The organism is Spirosoma sp. 209, assembly GCF_002006735.1.
Lineage (GTDB): Bacteria > Bacteroidota > Bacteroidia > Cytophagales > Spirosomataceae > Spirosoma > Spirosoma sordidisoli.
In genome coordinates, this window is the sequence record NZ_MVEC01000010.1 from 71,314 (window position 1) to 87,563 (window position 16,250).

Annotated in this window: 15 protein-coding genes; 11 read left to right on the forward strand and 4 right to left on the reverse strand. The window is 53.6% G+C overall.

From position 1 onward, the window contains the following. Nucleotides 1-35: 35 nt before the first annotated feature. A complete protein-coding gene (locus tag B1C80_RS17840) occupies nucleotides 36-935 on the reverse strand; it encodes a WD40 repeat domain-containing protein (RefSeq protein ID WP_077922634.1) in 900 nt (299 codons plus the stop codon). Nucleotides 936-1,040: 105 nt separating this feature from the next. On the opposite strand from B1C80_RS17840, the gene B1C80_RS17845 reads away from it, so the two are divergent. Further along, a complete protein-coding gene (locus B1C80_RS17845; RefSeq protein ID WP_077922560.1) occupies nucleotides 1,041-1,673 on the forward strand; it encodes a 4'-phosphopantetheinyl transferase superfamily protein in 633 nt (210 codons plus the stop codon). A gap of 70 nt (nucleotides 1,674-1,743) precedes the next feature. On the opposite strand, the gene B1C80_RS17850 is transcribed toward B1C80_RS17845, so the two are convergent. Then, nucleotides 1,744-2,616, reverse strand: a complete 873-nt coding sequence (locus tag B1C80_RS17850; RefSeq protein ID WP_077922561.1) for a transglutaminase-like domain-containing protein — start codon at nucleotides 2,614-2,616, stop codon at nucleotides 1,744-1,746. A 130-nt stretch (nucleotides 2,617-2,746) separates the two neighbouring features. Here B1C80_RS17850 and galE point away from each other — a divergent pair, with 130 nt between their 5' ends. The 9 genes from galE to B1C80_RS17895 all read left to right on the forward strand — a co-directional run bounded on the left by galE (nucleotide 2,747) and on the right by B1C80_RS17895 (nucleotide 12,271). Continuing rightward, on the forward strand, nucleotides 2,747-3,784 hold the full coding sequence (gene galE, locus B1C80_RS17855; protein WP_077922562.1) for a UDP-glucose 4-epimerase GalE: 1,038 nt from the start codon (nucleotides 2,747-2,749) through the stop codon (nucleotides 3,782-3,784). An 81-nt stretch (nucleotides 3,785-3,865) separates the two neighbouring features. Next, nucleotides 3,866-4,927: a dTDP-glucose 4,6-dehydratase gene (rfbB, locus tag B1C80_RS17860; RefSeq protein ID WP_077922635.1), complete on the forward strand. Its 1,062-nt coding sequence runs from the start codon at nucleotides 3,866-3,868 to the stop codon at nucleotides 4,925-4,927. Between the two features lie 5 nt (nucleotides 4,928-4,932). Then, nucleotides 4,933-6,024, forward strand: coding sequence for an ATP/GTP-binding protein (locus B1C80_RS17865; RefSeq protein WP_077922563.1), 1,092 nt, complete (start codon nucleotides 4,933-4,935; stop codon nucleotides 6,022-6,024). Then, nucleotides 6,021-6,722 carry a hypothetical protein gene (locus B1C80_RS17870; RefSeq protein WP_077922564.1) on the forward strand — a complete coding sequence of 234 codons (702 nt, stop codon included), beginning with the start codon at nucleotides 6,021-6,023 and terminating at the stop codon, nucleotides 6,720-6,722. Before B1C80_RS17865 ends, B1C80_RS17870 begins: the two co-directional genes overlap by 4 nt. Before the next feature lie 38 nt (nucleotides 6,723-6,760). Further along, nucleotides 6,761-7,621, forward strand: a complete 861-nt coding sequence (rfbA, locus tag B1C80_RS17875) for a glucose-1-phosphate thymidylyltransferase RfbA (protein WP_077922565.1) — start codon at nucleotides 6,761-6,763, stop codon at nucleotides 7,619-7,621. A 407-nt stretch (nucleotides 7,622-8,028) separates the two neighbouring features. After that, nucleotides 8,029-8,430, forward strand: coding sequence for a hypothetical protein (locus tag B1C80_RS17880; protein ID WP_077922566.1), 402 nt, complete (start codon nucleotides 8,029-8,031; stop codon nucleotides 8,428-8,430). Nucleotides 8,431-8,441: 11 nt separating this feature from the next. After that, nucleotides 8,442-9,113: a hypothetical protein gene (locus B1C80_RS17885; protein ID WP_129602764.1), complete on the forward strand. Its 672-nt coding sequence runs from the start codon at nucleotides 8,442-8,444 to the stop codon at nucleotides 9,111-9,113. 160 nt (nucleotides 9,114-9,273) lie between these two features. Then, nucleotides 9,274-9,744, forward strand: a complete 471-nt coding sequence (locus B1C80_RS17890) for a MarR family winged helix-turn-helix transcriptional regulator (RefSeq protein ID WP_077922568.1) — start codon at nucleotides 9,274-9,276, stop codon at nucleotides 9,742-9,744. 88 nt (nucleotides 9,745-9,832) lie between these two features. Beyond that, nucleotides 9,833-12,271 carry a 3-hydroxyacyl-CoA dehydrogenase/enoyl-CoA hydratase family protein gene (locus tag B1C80_RS17895; RefSeq protein WP_077922569.1) on the forward strand — a complete coding sequence of 813 codons (2,439 nt, stop codon included), beginning with the start codon at nucleotides 9,833-9,835 and terminating at the stop codon, nucleotides 12,269-12,271. A gap of 252 nt (nucleotides 12,272-12,523) precedes the next feature. Here the strand turns inward: B1C80_RS17895 and B1C80_RS17900 are convergent, their stop codons facing one another. Next, a complete protein-coding gene (locus tag B1C80_RS17900) occupies nucleotides 12,524-13,165 on the reverse strand; it encodes a DedA family protein (protein ID WP_077922570.1) in 642 nt (213 codons plus the stop codon). A gap of 21 nt (nucleotides 13,166-13,186) precedes the next feature. Further along, nucleotides 13,187-15,091: an ABC-F family ATP-binding cassette domain-containing protein gene (locus B1C80_RS17905; RefSeq protein WP_077922571.1), complete on the reverse strand. Its 1,905-nt coding sequence runs from the start codon at nucleotides 15,089-15,091 to the stop codon at nucleotides 13,187-13,189. A gap of 132 nt (nucleotides 15,092-15,223) precedes the next feature. Between B1C80_RS17905 and B1C80_RS17910 the strand changes: the two genes are divergently transcribed. Beyond that, the gene (locus B1C80_RS17910; protein WP_077922572.1) at nucleotides 15,224-16,234 is read left to right on the forward strand and encodes a formylglycine-generating enzyme family protein; all 1,011 of its coding nucleotides are present in this window, start codon (nucleotides 15,224-15,226) and stop codon (nucleotides 16,232-16,234) included. Nucleotides 16,235-16,250: the final 16 nt, after the last annotated feature.

The window sequence follows — 16,250 nt, forward strand, 5'->3', positions numbered from 1 at the left end:
TAGAAAACCATGCTACTGGTCTACTTACTGGCTTTTCAGGTCAACGACCAGACCGAAATGGTTCTGTCATCACTCGCCGACAGCAACTGACGGTTACTATCGGTCCAGAGTAGTTTATTCACCGAGGTGCCATGACCCGCATGCCGGGCGCGATCGACCACTTTCAGCAGTTTGTAGGTGGCCGCATCCCATATCTTGATCGACTTATCCATGCTCGCCGTAGCAAATAAGGTGCCATCCGGCGAATAGGTCAGGTGATTAATGGCAAACAGATGAGCCACTACGTCCTGATGCAGGGCATAACTGGCTTCAACATCCCACACTTTCAGATGGGCATCGCGCCCAGCCGAGATCATGTGCCGGAAATCCGGCGCGTACAGCAGCGCGAAGACCGAGTTGGTATGGGCCGGTATGACCCGCTTCAGCTCGTAAGTACCAAGGTCAAAAATACGGACGCTATGGTCGCTGTACCCTACGGCGACCTCCCGCTCAACCGGGTTGATGGCTATACAGCGGGCCGCCATATCAGACGCTTTCAAGTGCTTCTTTACGGCTACTTCCCTGGTATCGAGTACCACAACCACGCCATCGCCCAGGGCTACGAACGCATCGTTGCGGTAGAACTTGATATCGAAAATGGCGGATGAGGTCAGTTTGAGGGATGCCACTTCCCGTTTCTGCAGCACATCGATCAGGTGTACACCGTCGTAGTTCTGGCCTACCCACAGCAAACCACTGTCGCGATGCAGTCCCAGCGCGTAGACCGAAGCCGGCACCGTAGCGACCAGCTCGCCCCGGTCGGGCCGGTCGAGTTGCCAGCGCACCACCTGCCCATCGCCCCCCGATGAGAAGAACTGCTCGGGGGTCAGGCCGTGTTCGAGCGTATAAACACTATCGCGGTGCCCACCGAAGGTGTCAATTTTTTGTACGAGCATGAAAAAGAATACCGAATATTGAACACTGAACACCGACAGGCGACTAAAGTGCCAGGAAAGGCGCACCGTTTTTCGCGGGTCGGCAGTCAAAATTCAACATTATTAATGCCTTCGCCAACCGTTCTCAGCATCACGCCCGACTGTACGGCGGTGCTGCACCCCATTTCTGACACGGAGCCCACCCTCCGCCAGCGCCTGACGCTGACCACCGGCGAAGAGGAGGAGCTGGCGCGGATTACGCACCCCGAACAACGGGTAGAGTGGCTGGCCTGCCGGGTGGCCGTTCGGCAGCTGGTCGAAGCAGCAGGCTGGACCTATGCAGGTTTGCAGAAAGATGAGTACGGCAAACCGCACCTGGTCGGCTCAGCCTGGCACATATCGATTTCCCATACCGGCGGCTGGGCTGCCGCCGTACTGCACCGAACCCGGCCCGTAGGCATCGACATCGAACCCATGCGCGACAAGTTTACGCGGGTTGTACCCCGTATTCTGTCAGCCGCCGAGATTCATCATGCCGCCGGTAACTCAGCCCGGCTGGCCGTATACTGGTGTGCGAAAGAGAGCTTGTACAAATTATACGGGAAGCGGCAGTTGACCTTCCGGCAGCATTTGCTCATTGACCCCTTCGCCGACGGCGCCGAGCAGCTGACTGGCCATGTGCGGTTACCGGATCACGAAGAGCAGCTGACGATCCGCTGTTTCCGCATCGGTCCCGGCCTGCTGGCCGTAGCGTTCTAACTAAATAATGGATAATGAAAAATAGAGCCACCTCATTTTTCATTATCCATTACCCGTTATTCGTTCTGTATCACCGTTGCGTATAGTCGGAGAGGGGCAGGCCGTCGCCGTCGTCTTTAACGGTTTCCAGAATCCGCTCCACTTCTTCTACTCGTTCGGTATCGCCGTTTTTTTCGAAGGCCAGCGTCAGATTCCGCAGCACCCGCCGTACGATATCGGCATTGGTGCAGGGTTGATAAAACGTATCGAGTCGTTTGATGTTGAGCTGGTCGATGTACTGATCGATGTCTTTTTTGGTAAAGACCAGCCCCCGGTTGAACACGTTGATGTAGAACTGGACGCCATTGTGTTTATAGGTCAGCACAAACAGATTGGGCAGGTTCACGCCATAGATCGGCATGTTGAGCCGCTTGGCGATGAGCATATACAGCACACACAGCGTAATCGGATTGCCCCGGCGCGTTTCGAGCACCTGATTAATCATGGAGTTGGCCGGCGAATGAAAATGCTTGGTGTTGGGCGCAAACTTCAGCTTGGTAAAAAACGCATTGTTGATAGCCCGCACCTGCTCGTCGGGGTGCATGTCGGGCTTGAAGTCGATCCAGACGTCGTAGTAAAGCTGCTCAACTTCCTGCTTCAGTTTATCGAGCGAGAGGTCGGGATACTGGTAGGTGGCCACGATCCAGAGTCCTTCGAGCAGGTCCATGGCTCCGCCGTTTTTCCAGTCGCGCATCCGTTCCAGCACCGACTCGTATTGCAGATCGTGAATAATTTCTTCGATGCGTTTCTGAAGAGCCGGGTTAAAACTGCCCTCCCACTCGGTTTCCAACAGCGGAATCATTTTTCCGCCCATTTGCCGGATTTGCTGCTCGACGTGCTCAACCACTTCCTGGTCTTCGTCGTCCAAAAGAGAAATGAGGGCTTTTAATTGGTTATCATTCATACGTTTCAGCAACTTGACTGGGTGACCCCAGGATAAATACTGCTTTTGGAAACCTATCGAATATACTACTTTTGTTGCGCTCAATGAGCCGCCTTAGTAAAATAATAACAAAATTTTTATAAAAAACGGTTTGACACCTACAGGTAGGGCACCCAGAATTTTAGTGACGGGCGGAGCCGGTTTTATTGGCTCCCACACGGTCGTTTCGTTGGTCGAAGCCGGTTTCGAACCGGTTATTGTCGACAACTTCTCCAACTCCCAGCAATCGGCTCTCGATGGCCTGCGCGCCATCCTGAACCGCGACGTGACCTGCTATTCGGTCGACTGTAACGACCGGGCGGCTATGACCGAGATCTTCGAGAAAGAAGAGCTCCGCGGAGTCATTCACTTTGCGGCCTATAAAGCGGTTGGCGAGTCGGTTCAGCAGCCGCTGAAGTACTACCGCAACAACCTCGACTCGCTGCTGCTGCTGCTCGAACTGATGCCGGCCTACGGCGTGCAGAACCTGGTTTTTTCATCGTCCTGCACCGTTTATGGCCAGCCCGAGCAGCTTCCGGTAACCGAAGAAACACCCCGGCTCCCGGCTCAGTCGCCCTACGGCAACACCAAAGCCATCAGCGAAGATATCATCCGCGATACCGTACAGGCTCAGGTGCCCATCCGGGCGCTGGCGCTGCGGTATTTCAACCCCGTTGGGGCCCACCCCTCAGCCCAGATCGGCGAACTGCCGCTGGGCGTTCCGGCTAACCTGGTTCCGTTCATTACGCAAACGGCCGCCGGTATACGCCAGAGCCTGACCGTATACGGCAGCGATTACAACACCCCCGACGGCACCTGTATCCGCGATTATATACACGTGATGGATCTGGCCGAAGCCCACGTTCAGGCGCTCAAAAAACTCAACGAAGCCGAAAACGAGGCCAGCTACGACGTGATCAACATCGGCACCGGCCGGGGCGAAACGGTCCTGACCATTATTAATACCTTTGAGCAGGAAACAGGCGTGAAGCTCAACTACACCATGGGACCTCGCCGGGCAGGCGATGTAGAACAGGTGTACGCCGATGTAACGAAAGCCCGTCGCGAACTGGGCTGGACCGCCCGGCGAACCCTGGCCGAGTCGCTCCGCGATGCCTGGCGCTGGCAGGAAAAACTCAGTTTATCTTAGTTGGTTACGGGGTATTCAGACTGGCAGCCAGTATTGCCAGCCTGTCTGAACGCCCGGTATGGCAAATCGAATATAACTACCATGAAACTTCTTATCACCGGCGGGGCCGGCTTTATCGGATCACACGTAGTCCGGCTGTTTGTTACCAAATACCCGGAGTATCAGATTTATAACCTCGACAAACTGACCTACGCCGGTAATCTGGCTAACCTGTCAGACATCGAACACGCCCCGAACTACACCTTCATCAAAGGCGATATTACCGACGCCAAATTTATCGACGACATGTTCGCCGAGCTGGCGTTCGATGGCGTCATCCACCTCGCAGCAGAGTCGCACGTAGACCGGTCCATTACCGACCCCATGTCGTTTGTCATGACCAACGTGGTGGGCACAGTAAACCTGCTCAACGCGGCCAAAAACACCTGGGCAGCCGGGGCGTCGGGTTTCGACGGCAAGCGGTTCTACCACGTCTCGACCGATGAGGTATACGGTTCGCTGCACAACCCCGACGAGTTCTTCACCGAAGAAACCGCCTACGACCCGCAGTCGCCCTATTCGGCTTCCAAGGCCGCTTCGGATCACTTCGTTCGCGCTTATGGCAACACCTATAAGCTGCCGGTTGTGCTCAGCAACTGCTCCAACAACTACGGTCCCAATCATTTTCCGGAGAAGCTGATTCCGCTCATGATTCACAACATCCAGACCAACAAACCGCTGCCGGTTTACGGCAAAGGCGAGAACGTTCGGGACTGGCTGTTTGTAGTTGATCACGCCCGCGCTATCGATGCCGTATTTCATAACGGCCGCCTGGGCGAGACCTACAACATCGGCGGGTTCAACGAGTGGAAAAACATTGACCTCGTTCACCTGCTGTGTACCATCATGGACCGTAAGCTGGGTCGGCCCGAAGGTACCTCGGCTCAGCTGATCACCTACGTTACCGACCGCGCCGGACACGACCTCCGCTACGCCATCGACGCCCATAAGATTATGAACGAGCTGGGCTGGCAGCCATCACTCCAGTTCGAGCAGGGCCTCGAAAAAACGGTCGACTGGTTCCTCGAAAACCAGGAGTGGCTCGACAACGTAACGTCGGGTAACTACCAGAAGTATTACGAAAGCATGTACACTAACCGATAATTCTGATGAAGCTGGTCAGTTTTTCGTGCAAGGCCTATGGTCACTCGATCCAAGAAATCAATCTACAGCAGGTTAATCTGCTTGTAGGGCGGAATGGAAGTGGCAAATCATACGCGCTGCGCTCTATTGAAAGATTGGCCGATGTCATTTCAGAAAAAAGCTGGCATCCCGTTGTTCGGGAATGGAAAGCTGAATTTGAAGATGAAGCAGGTAAACAGTTAGCTTATTCTTTTGGGTGGACTGAAAAGGGGGTTTCTATTCAATACGAACAACTAGTATGGGACGGCATAATTCTAATTGAGCGTAATCAGGATGGCTGCTTTGTCTATTCTAGTGTTACAGATAAAAGAGAAGAAGTCACTCCGCCCAAAACAAAACTGGTTATCAACGTTCGCCGGGACACAAAACTTCATCCAGAATTTGAGAAGTTGATTCACTGGGCCGAATCCTGTTACAGTTTCCGCTTCGGCACGATTGTTCCAGAGGTAGAGGATATTGACAGGAAGTTGTCAAAGTTTAACTTCTCGCCTTTAGATCAAACAAAAACCGATTATACGCCAGGCGATTTGTTTAATGATTTAGAGCATAAGCAGCAGTGGAAGATTCTTGATTTGATGCAAGACTTCGGTTACCGTTTTGAGGTTCTGAAATCTAAAGGTACTACTGATCCGAAAAGTGTTGAGTATCGTGAAAAAGGCTGGGCTCGACCATATGACATCACGCTCACCTCACAAGGTACCTTCAGGGTATTTATCCTTCTGGCTTATTTCCTTCGTCTAGTCAACACAGCAAAGCCACAACTCATTCTGATCGATGATCTTGGCGAAGGGCTTGACTATAGCAGGTCCGTTAAACTAGGTAAGTTCCTCTTTGATGAATGTCAAAAAGCCGGAGTGCAGTTGATTGCCACCTCCAACGACGGTTTTTTAATGGACGCCATTCCAATTGAATACTGGAATGTCTTACGGCGAACAGGAACTGAAATTACCGCTTTGAACGCTGAAAATCATCTTGAACTCTTCCAGAATTTCGCTTACACCGGGCTTTCTAACTTTGACTTTTTCTCATCAGATTATATTGATACCCACCTGAAATGAGAAAAATTGCAGTTTTTGTAGAAGGACAGGCTGAATTAATTTTTGTTCGGGAGTTTTTGTTAAAGTGGTTCAACTACAACATTGATTTGGAGTGCCGTAATTTATTTACTGATGGTCAGTCTCATCAGGCAGAATTCGATTTTCCAATCTCCACTGCACCTATCCATGTTCAGGTTATCAATGTAGGCGGAGACGGGAATGTTTTATCAAGGATGCTCGGACGAGAGCAACTTTTACACAACGCCGGTTACGAAACAATCATCGGCTTAAGAGACATGTATTCTGAGGAGTACAAAAAAAAGGTAAAAAACCAAACTGTTGATCCAGCAATAAGCGAGCTGTTCAAAAACGGTGCTACCGTTACAATTTACCAAAGGGCAAAGCAACCTGACTCAATGAAGCTTTGCTTCGCTATTATGGAAATTGAAGCATGGTGGCTTGGTATACCCACCGTTTGGCATAGTTTCGATTCTACAATTCAGAACCAGTTTGCTGATGCTTTTACCAGGCCGGAATCCGTTTTTCACCCAGCCACTCTAATAAATAAGCTTCTCCAATCAAGACACCAATCTTATAAGAAACATAAGGGTGAGGTTGAGTCGATTGTAAGTCGTATTTCTTTGCAAGACTACATCGATCTGCGAGACAGTCAGCGATGTCCCTCTTTTTGTGAGTTCGTTGATCACATTAACACTTAACAACACTTGAACATAATCAATAATTAAACTACCTTAAAATGAAAGGTATTATCCTTGCCGGTGGGTCAGGTACCCGACTCCATCCGCTTACCCTGGCCGTCAGTAAACAGCTTATGCCTGTTTATGACAAGCCTATGATTTATTACCCCCTCTCGATTCTGATGCTGGCGGGTATTCGCGATATCCTGATCATTTCGACGCCCCATGACCTGCCTCACTTCGAGAAGTTGCTGGGCGACGGCGCCCGGCTGGGATGCCGGTTCAGCTATGCCGTACAGCCCAGTCCCGATGGACTGGCGCAGGCGTTCATCATTGGCGAAGAGTTTATCGGCGCTGACAAGGTAGCGCTGGTACTGGGCGACAATATCTTTTACGGGTCGGGCCTGTCCAAGCTCCTCCAGGCCAACAACGATCCTGACGGGGGCGTGGTGTACGCGTATCAGGTTCACGATCCCGAGCGTTACGGCGTCGTTGAGTTCGATGATGATTTCAACGTCTTGTCGATCGAAGAGAAGCCGGAGAGTCCCAAGTCGAACTATGCCGTGCCAGGTTTGTACTTCTACGACAACGAGGTCGTTACCATTGCCAAGAACATAAAACCATCGCCCCGGGGCGAGCTGGAAATTACCGACGTAAACCGGGTTTACCTGGAGCGCGGCAAACTCAAAGTAGGCGTACTGGACCGCGGAACGGCCTGGCTCGATACCGGTACGTTCGAGTCGCTGATTCAGGCGGGTCAGTTTGTTCACGTCATCGAAGAGCGCCAGGGCCTGAAAATTGGCTGTCCTGAGGAGATTGCCTACCGGATGAAGTTTATCACGGCCGAGCAACTGACCGAAATTGCCAAACCACTCGTCAAGAGCGGCTACGGGCAATATCTGCTGAACCTGCTGAAATAAGCCAGCCTGTCTTACCTGCTGGCTACAAAAAAAGCGCCGGGGCATCTGCTCCGGCGTTTTCATTAACCTAACCTATGAGATATTCGGACCGCCGTAGCGGCAAATTCGTTTCAGAGAATGCTCTCTGATACACAACAAAGGTAGAGCCGCTTCGGCAACCGGTCTAGCGCGAAAACCCTGCTTTTTGGCTAGCCACTGCAATACAGCATAACTCCGCATTCTACTGCGTATTTCTACGTATTAACGAGCCCGAAACCGGTCTAAACAGCTGACTAGTAAGCAACGAAGCGTCTATAGTATCGTAAGCCCGCTTGTATAAATAGAAAAAGACGTTGTATGTTCGTGACGGGCTGCAACTGGTAGCTGGATGCAGCTCATCTCGTTTACTTCTTTTCCTTTTTCTGTATATGTCCGTTTTTACTGAAGATGCCGGCCGTTTTCTGAACGCCCGCGAAACCAAAACCATGACGGGCGCCTACCGCGACCGTAAAGTATCTGTTGGTCTGAAACCCGACGACTATATTCGTTCCGAGTATTTCGGGATCAACCAGGTTATGCATCTGCTCAAACAGCCCGGCTGCGTAGGGCTGCGCGTTCACCACGCCAAACGCTGGGAAGATGCCGACGGCAACCCGACCGAACCCGGCCAGGGACAGCTGATTCCCCGCGTACTTTTATCTGGTGTCGACGCCAATGGTCACGATATGCCCATCCGGGCCAGTCAATCAGGTCTGAAAGATATGCCGGGAGATGGCGACGACGAGACGCTGGGCGATGGTCATACCTGCCCTCGTCATTGCGGTCAATAAGCATATATAGCATGGAAAGGCTACTGGAATTAGCAGAGAAATACCCCCTCGATTTCGTCTCTCACTTGTCCAGTGGCCTTCCTATTTTGGTGGGCATACTAACCTTTCGCTACCATTCTGTCGTTCGGCGTTATATCTGGCTCCTGTTTATTTTCTTCTTCTGCAAGGATTCTCTTTCGCTCTATCATACCTACCACGTCACCAGTAACCTGTATATTCAGAACGCTGAGACGTTTTTTGCCACGCTATTCATTGCGCTGATTTATTACAACTGCTTCTCGAATCGCCTACCCAGGCAACTTATTGTCTACAGCTGCGCCCTGGCCATCGGCGTCATCGTGCTGACGTTTGATAGTGAACGCGTTTCATTCATGAACCTGCTCGCGTTCCGCTTTTTTGCCATCGGCCTCTCGCTATCCTACTTCAATAAAATTATTCAGGACCTGCGAATCAAGCACATCCTGAAGCATACCATGTTCTGGTTTAGCTCCGGCCTGCTGATCTACGCCACGGGCACCTTCTTTGTCAGCCTCTTCATCGAATTCCTGTTCGACCCCAGTCAGGTCGACGACGCCACCTTCGATTCGTACTGGAATCTGAACAACAGCCTGTTCGTTATTTTCTCGGTGCTTTCGGCTATTGGCCTGTGGTTTAGCCGGGGCGACCGCGAAAACATGGTATAGATTACCTTCTGTCGACTTCTCCTATAGCCGGTATCGTTTGACGTTAACACTACGGAAAAACCGGCCGCGTTGCTTTTTCGATAAAACCGTATGCATGCATACCATTTATTGAAAAAATAGTAGCTTTACATCACAGAACGTGAACAGGACGACGCCAGCTATGAAGAAGGAGAAAACCGTTGATTTTCATATCAAGTGGGGGTGGCATGCCATTTCGCGCATGTACAACGCCTACGCAGCCCGCTATGACATGACGATGGCCATTGGCTACGTCCTGCTCAATATTGACCTCGACGAGGGTACGCCGGCCACCAAAATCGGGCCGCTGCTCGGTATGGAACCCCGGTCGCTGGTTCGGATGCTGAAAAGCCTCGAAGAACGCGGCTGGATCCGGCGCGAGGTCGACGGTAACGACAAACGGTTTGTCCGCATCTTTCTGACCGAAGAGGGCCGCGCCAAACGGGAAACCGCCCGCGAAGGCGTCATTCAGTTCAACAACATGATTCGTGAGCGTATTCCGCTCGACAAGCTCGTGCTGTTTTTCGAGGTTATGAAAGACATTAACCGGATTGTTGAGGAAGAAAACGCCAAAATCAAAGCCAACGAAGCGGAAGAGTTAACCCTGGAGTAAGAACCTAAAAACCGAAAAAGACAGGCTGTGGTCACGGAATGCCTGACTGGCACCGCCGGGCAGCGGCCTGTTTTCATCAACCAGAACCATGGAAACAACCCTGGAAAAACCCAAAGCAACCACCATCAAGAATAGAACCATCCGGCGCGTAGCGGTGCTGGGGTCGGGCATCATGGGGTCCCGTATTGCGGCCCACTTCGCCAATATTGGCGCCGATGTTTTGCTGCTGGATATGGTTCCGAAAGAACCGAGTGCGGCTGAACAGGCCAAAGGCCTCACGACCGACAGCCCCGCCGTTCGCAACCGGATCGTTACGGACGCTTTTCAGACCATGCTGAAAGCCAGCCCGGCTTCACTCTATAGTCCCAAATTTGCCCAACGGATCAAGCTGGGCAACTTCGATGACAACCTGAAAGAGATCAGCGCCTACGACTGGGTAATTGAAGTGGTTGTTGAACGGCTCGACATCAAACGCTCGATCTACGAGCGCGTGGAGCAGTACCGGAAGCCGGGCACGCTGATCACGTCCAACACCTCCGGTATTCCGATGCACCTGCTGACCGAAGGCCGGAGCGACGATTTCCGGCGCCATTTTGCGGGTACTCACTTCTTCAACCCGCCCCGCTACCTGCGTCTGCTCGAAGTTATTCCGGGCCCCGATACCGACCCGGCCGTTATCGATTTCCTGATGAACTACGGCGATCTGTATCTCGGCAAAACAACGGTTCTCTGTAAAGATACGCCCGGCTTCATTGCCAACCGACTCGGTATTCAATCGCTGATTCAGACCATTCGGGTGGCCGAAGATATGGGACTGACCGTCGAAGAAGTCGACAAACTCACCGGTCCGGTAGTTGGGCGCCCCAAGTCGGGTACGTTCCGGCTCTCCGACGTAGTTGGCCTCGACACCACCGTCAACGTGGCCAGCAATCTTGTCAAGCTGGACTATGACGAGTCGCGGGCCAGTTTCGAACTGCCAGCCTCGGTGCAGAAACTGATGGAGAACAAATGGCTCGGCGATAAAACGGGGCAGGGTTATTACAAAAAGACAAAAGACGACAAAGGGCAGACCCAGATTCTGGCTCTCGACCTGAAGTCGTTCGAGTATAAACCATCGGAAAAGGTGCGCTTTACGACGCTCGATAGCACAAAAGCGATCGACAACCTGCGCAAGCGCTTTCCGGTGCTGCTGGCCGGTACCGACAAAGCAGGCGAGTTTTACCGCCGGACTTTTGCCGATGGCTTCGCCTATGCTACGCACCGCATCCCCGAAATTTCGGACGAACTATACCGGATCGATGCGGCCATCACGACCGGCTTCGGCTGGCAAATGGGTCTGTTCGAAACCTGGGACGCCATTGGCGTTCGGAAAGGCGTCGAGATCATCGAAGCGCAGGGTAAAAAACCAGCCCAGTGGGTCTACGACATGCTGGCCGCCGGTATCGAGCAGTTCTACAAGGTAGACAACGGGAAACGGATGTATTACGACATTCCGACCAACGCCTACAAAGCCATTCCCGGGACCGAAGCCTTTACGATTCTCGAAAACCTCAGCAACAATATTGTCTGGAAAAACGCGGGCGCCAATATCATCGACCTCGGCGATGGTATTCTGAACGTAGAATTCCGGTCCAAGATGAACACCTTTGGTCAGGAAGTATCCGAAGCCCTGATGAAAGGGATCACGCTGGCCGAGAAAGATTTCCGGGGCCTGGTTGTCGGCAATGACTCGACCGAAGCCTTTTCGGCGGGTGCCAACCTCGGTACGCTGTTCATGTTTGCCGTTGAGCAGGAATTTGACGAGGTCAACCTGATGATTGCGCAGTTCCAGCAACTTATTACCCGACTGCGGTACTCGTCTATCCCGGTCGTGGTAGCGCCCCATACGCTCACGCTGGGCGGAGGCTGCGAAGCCGTCCTGCACGCCGACCGCGTTGTGGCCCATGCCGAAAGCTACATTGGTCTGGTCGAGGTAGGGGTTGGCCTGATTCCGGCCGGTGGTGGTACCAAAGAAATGGCCGCCCGGGCGTCGGATCTTATCCAGGCTGGTGACCCGGAGCTGAACATCGTGCAGAACGTGTTCATGAACATTGCCACGGCGAAGGTGTCGACCTCGGCTCAGGAAGCCCGCGAGATGAACTACCTCCGCCCCACCGATCAGATTGTGCTGAACCGCAGCCGGCTGATTGCCGAAGCCAAGCAGGCCGCTATTGAGCTGGCCGACAATGGCTATACCCAGCCCAAACCACGCACCGACATTCGGGTGCAGGGCAAAACGGGCATTGCGCTGTTCAAAGCGGGTCTGACGGCTATGCGCATGGGTAAATACATCTCGGATCACGACATGAAGATTGCCGACAAGCTGGCTTATGTCATCTGCGGGGGCGACCTCAGTGCGCCACAGAACGTATCGGAGCAGTATCTGCTCGACCTGGAGCGCGAAGCCTTCCTGTCGCTGACCGGCGAGAAAAAGACCCTCGAACGCATCCAGAGCCTGCTGACCGGCGGCAAACCGCTGCGGAACTAAGCCGCGCCATCCCGATGCCACTGATACGTATTTGAGACCCATTAGGGCGACAGGTCCATAGCAGTAGTAGTCTAATAAAGAAACCCCGTTGGGGCGACATGGTAGCTCAAGCTTACACTATGTCGCCCCAACGGGGTTTCTTTATACGGGTCCTCACGATTATCCCCCGGTACAGTTAATACCCCTTTACAAAAGATCCCTCCTACCGTCGGGATGACAAAAAACCACTCCCGCAGCCTGTCCCGGCCATAGCTACACGTTTTCAGCCCGTCTTTCGCGCCGGGCGTTGAGGTAACCCCGCACCACGGTGAAGGTCGTAACGGCGAGGAAGAAGATAATGATCCAGTGTACGTAGTCGACGATCCACGGAAAACGTTCGCCGAAGAAATAGCCTCCGCCCACCAGCGTGAAGACCCATACGGCTCCGCCAATGATATTGTAGAGCATAAAGAACCGGAAATCCATATGGATCAGACCGGCCAGCAGCGGGGCAAACGTGCGCACGACGGGCAGAAACCGGGCCACGATCAGCGCGCTGGTCCCGTATTTCTCGAACGCCTTGCGGGTATCTTCGATGTATTGTTTCTTGAAAAACAGCGAATCGGGCCGGTTTTGCAGTCGGGCGCCGAAAAAGTGGCCGGTCCCGTAGCCCAGCAGCGAGCCCAGCACAGCCGCCCCAAAGATACAGCCCAGCAGCAGCCAGAGCGGCACATCGAGCAGGCGGGTACCCGCAAAAACGCCCGACAGAAACAGCAGGTAATCGCCCGGCAGAAAGAACCCGAAGAAAATGCCGTTCTCTACAAAAATGATCAGCGTAATCAGCACCAGACCACCCGTGCGGATAATTTCTTCGGAATTGAGCAGATACTGAAAAAATTCGACGATTTGGTTCATGGTGCAGACTGGACGTCCGTTCTACATATATTCGGCTAACTCAAGCCAGCGGTCTGACTTGTCGGCAATGGCCAGATCGAGCTGTTCGATCTCGCGGGCCCAGGCGGTTAGCTGTTCGTGATGCCCACCCGCGTTGAGTAGACCCAGCACCTCGCTTTTTCGTTGCTCCAGCGATTCGATTTCTTTCTCCAGCGCTTCGTATTCGCGTATCTCTTTGTACGACGGCTTCCGTTTGGCGGCCGGTGCGCTGGCAGGAGCCACTGGCTGAGAAACCACAGCGGTTGCGGTTTGGTTCTTCGCCCCGTTGGCCGATGATTTAGCCTGCGGTGACGAGGCAGTTGTTTTGGGCTGCGAATCGCGCCATTCGCGATAATCGGTGTAGTTGCCGGGATAATCGCGGACTTTACCTTCTCCTTCCAGCACAAAGACGTGATCAACGAGCCGATCCATAAAATAGCGGTCGTGGGTCACGATCAGCACACAACCCGCAAAGTTGAGCAGGAAATCTTCCAGCACGTTCAGCGTTGTGATGTCGAGGTCGTTGGTCGGCTCGTCGAGGATCAGGAAGTTGGGGTTCTGTACCAGCACCAGCAACAGCTGCAGCCGCCGTTTTTCGCCCCCGCTCAGCTTGGCCACAAAATCGTACTGCTTGGAGCGGTCGAACAGAAACCGGCTCAGCAGTTGCGTAGCCGTAACGGTATCACCGTTGGCCAGCTTCATGACCTCGGCCACGTCCTGCACGACGTCGATGACCCGCTGGTTTTCGGGCAAATCGAGTTCAGTCTGGGTGTAGTAGCCGAACTTAACGGTGCCGCCGGTGGTAATTTTTCCCGAATCGGGCCGGAGCTGGCCGGTCAGCATGTTCATCAGCGTGGTTTTACCCATGCCGTTTTTGCCAATCAGCCCCACCCGGTCGAGCCGTTTAAAGGTGTAGTTGAAATGATCGAGCAGCACCTTGTCGCCAAAGCGTTTGCTCAGGTTTTCTACCTCCAGAATTTTGCTGCCCAGCCGGGTCATCCGCAGATTCAGGTCCAGTTCGCCGTCGTTGCGTTTGCCGCTGGTTTTTTCTTTGAGGTCTTCAAAGGCATCGACCCGATACTGCGCTTTGGTACCCCGGGCTTTGGGCTGCCGGCGCATCCATTCCAGCTCCCGCCTGAACGTATTCCGATCTTTGGCCAGCTCTGAAGCGGCTGCGGTTTCGCGCTCGTCTTTCTTCTCCAGAAAGTAGGCGTAATTGCCTTTGTAAGTATAGAGCTGCCCGCCGTCCAGTTCGGCGATCTGGTTACAGACCCGATCCAGGAAATACCGGTCGTGGGAGACCATCAGCAGCGTACCGTTGTTGGTATTGAGGTGATTTTCGAGGTACTCGATGGCTTCGAGGTCGAGGTGGTTGGTAGGCTCGTCGAGAATGAGCAGGTCGGGCGCCTGAATAAGCACCCGGGCCAGCGCGACCCGTTTGCGCTGCCCGCCCGACAGCGAACTGACCGGCTGGTTAACGTCCTGAATACCCAGTTCGCCCAGCATCTGCCGGATCTGCGACTCGTAATCCCAGGCTTCGAGCTTCTCCATCTGGACCATGGCCCGCTCCAGCGCTGCGTGATCGTCGGTAGCCAGGGCATGCTCATAGGCGCGAACGGCATCGAGCTGGGCGCTCTCGCCCGCCAGTACGGCTTCCATCACCGTCAGGGCATTATCGAACTCGGGCTGCTGGTCGAGGTAGCCGACTGTAATGTCCTTGCGCTGGCTGACCACGCCGGCATCGGGCGGCATGGCACCGGCCAGAATAGACAGCAACGTCGTTTTTCCCGATCCGTTGGCACCCACGATGGCTACCTTGTCGCCCCGGTTGACGCCGAACGTCAGGTTCCGGAAAAGTGTACGGTCGCCGTATGTCTTGGTTAAGTTTTCTGCAGAAAGAAAATTCATAGGTAACTGGCATAAACCGGGTCGGTTATGGATTGCCTTCCGGTTTGAAACACAAAGGTACAACAAAGGAAATCGTTCGTACTTTTACCGGTCAGTCAATGACGTCCGAAACCTCTACCTTCATAACCCGGAATGGACCTGAAACGTCTCCTTCAGTCGGTTGCCCTGATCGCCCTGACCATAGCGACGGCCGCTGCCCAAACGCCAACCGCTTTTACATCGTACACCCAGATTATTACCGGTTCCAATCAGACTTATCCCATGGTTGCCATCCCCGGCGGCAAATTTATGATGGGTAGTCTGCCCGCCGAAAAAGGACACAAACCCGACGAAGCCCCCCGCCATAGCGTAACGATAGAGCCGTTCTGGATGGGCAAGTTTGAAGTTACCTGGGATATATACGACCTGTTTACGACCAAGAATATCGAGAAAGAAATGGCAACCCGTTACCCCGACGGAGCCGATCTGTCGAAGACCGACGCCACGACCCGGCCCAGCCCGTCGTACGTCGATATGTCGTTCGGTATGGGTCGGTCGGGTTACCCGGCCATCAACATGACCCAGTACGCGGCTATCAAGTTCTGCGCCTGGCTGTACGATAAAACGGGCATTTTTTACCGGCTTCCCACCGAAGCTGAATGGGAATATGCGTGCCGCGGTACCGGACCCAATGCCAGCCTGGCCTACTCGTTCGGCAACGATGTGAAGAAGCTGGGCGAGTATGCCGTGTTCAATGGCAACAGCGACGGGAGCTACAAGAAAATTGGCACGAAGAAACCCAACTCATTCGGCTTGCACGACATGCATGGTAACGTCATGGAGTGGACGCAGGATCAGTACATCGAGGACTATTACAAACAAAAGGCCGCCGGCACGGTAAAAGAACCCTACGCCCCCACTACCTCGCTCTATCCGAACTCGGTCCGGGGCGGTTCCTGGGACGACGACCCAACCGTACTGCGCTCGGCCGCCCGTACTCCCTCAGCCCCGGCCTGGAAAGTGCTGGACCCCCAAAGCCCCAAGTCAGACTGGTGGCTAACGTCGGCCTCGTTCGTCGGTTTTCGGGTGGTGCGCCCCGCCAAAACGCCCAGCCCCGCCGAAATCCGGGCCTACTACGACATCAAACCCATCAAGGATTATTGAGTGAATGAGCGAATGG

Bases quoted from the DNA above. Each gene is read 5' to 3' on its own strand.
- rfbB (WP_077922635.1), top strand. From the start codon at position 3,866: ATGAAACTTCTTATCACCGGCGGGGCCGGCTTTATCGGATCACACGTA.
- B1C80_RS17895 (WP_077922569.1), top strand. From the start codon at position 9,833: ATGGAAACAACCCTGGAAAAACCCAAAGCAACCACCATCAAGAATAGA.
- B1C80_RS17890 (WP_077922568.1), top strand. From the start codon at position 9,274: ATGAAGAAGGAGAAAACCGTTGATTTTCATATCAAGTGGGGGTGGCAT.
- B1C80_RS17905 (WP_077922571.1), bottom strand. From the start codon at position 15,091: ATGAATTTTCTTTCTGCAGAAAACTTAACCAAGACATACGGCGACCGT.
- B1C80_RS17900 (WP_077922570.1), bottom strand. From the start codon at position 13,165: ATGAACCAAATCGTCGAATTTTTTCAGTATCTGCTCAATTCCGAAGAA.
- B1C80_RS17870 (WP_077922564.1), top strand. From the start codon at position 6,021: ATGAGAAAAATTGCAGTTTTTGTAGAAGGACAGGCTGAATTAATTTTT.
- B1C80_RS17840 (WP_077922634.1), bottom strand. From the start codon at position 935: ATGCTCGTACAAAAAATTGACACCTTCGGTGGGCACCGCGATAGTGTT.
- B1C80_RS17910 (WP_077922572.1), top strand. From the start codon at position 15,224: ATGGACCTGAAACGTCTCCTTCAGTCGGTTGCCCTGATCGCCCTGACC.
- B1C80_RS17880 (WP_077922566.1), top strand. From the start codon at position 8,029: ATGTCCGTTTTTACTGAAGATGCCGGCCGTTTTCTGAACGCCCGCGAA.
- B1C80_RS17850 (WP_077922561.1), bottom strand. From the start codon at position 2,616: ATGAATGATAACCAATTAAAAGCCCTCATTTCTCTTTTGGACGACGAA.
- B1C80_RS17845 (WP_077922560.1), top strand. From the start codon at position 1,041: ATGCCTTCGCCAACCGTTCTCAGCATCACGCCCGACTGTACGGCGGTG.
- B1C80_RS17885 (WP_129602764.1), top strand. From the start codon at position 8,442: ATGGAAAGGCTACTGGAATTAGCAGAGAAATACCCCCTCGATTTCGTC.
- B1C80_RS17865 (WP_077922563.1), top strand. From the start codon at position 4,933: ATGAAGCTGGTCAGTTTTTCGTGCAAGGCCTATGGTCACTCGATCCAA.
- rfbA (WP_077922565.1), top strand. From the start codon at position 6,761: ATGAAAGGTATTATCCTTGCCGGTGGGTCAGGTACCCGACTCCATCCG.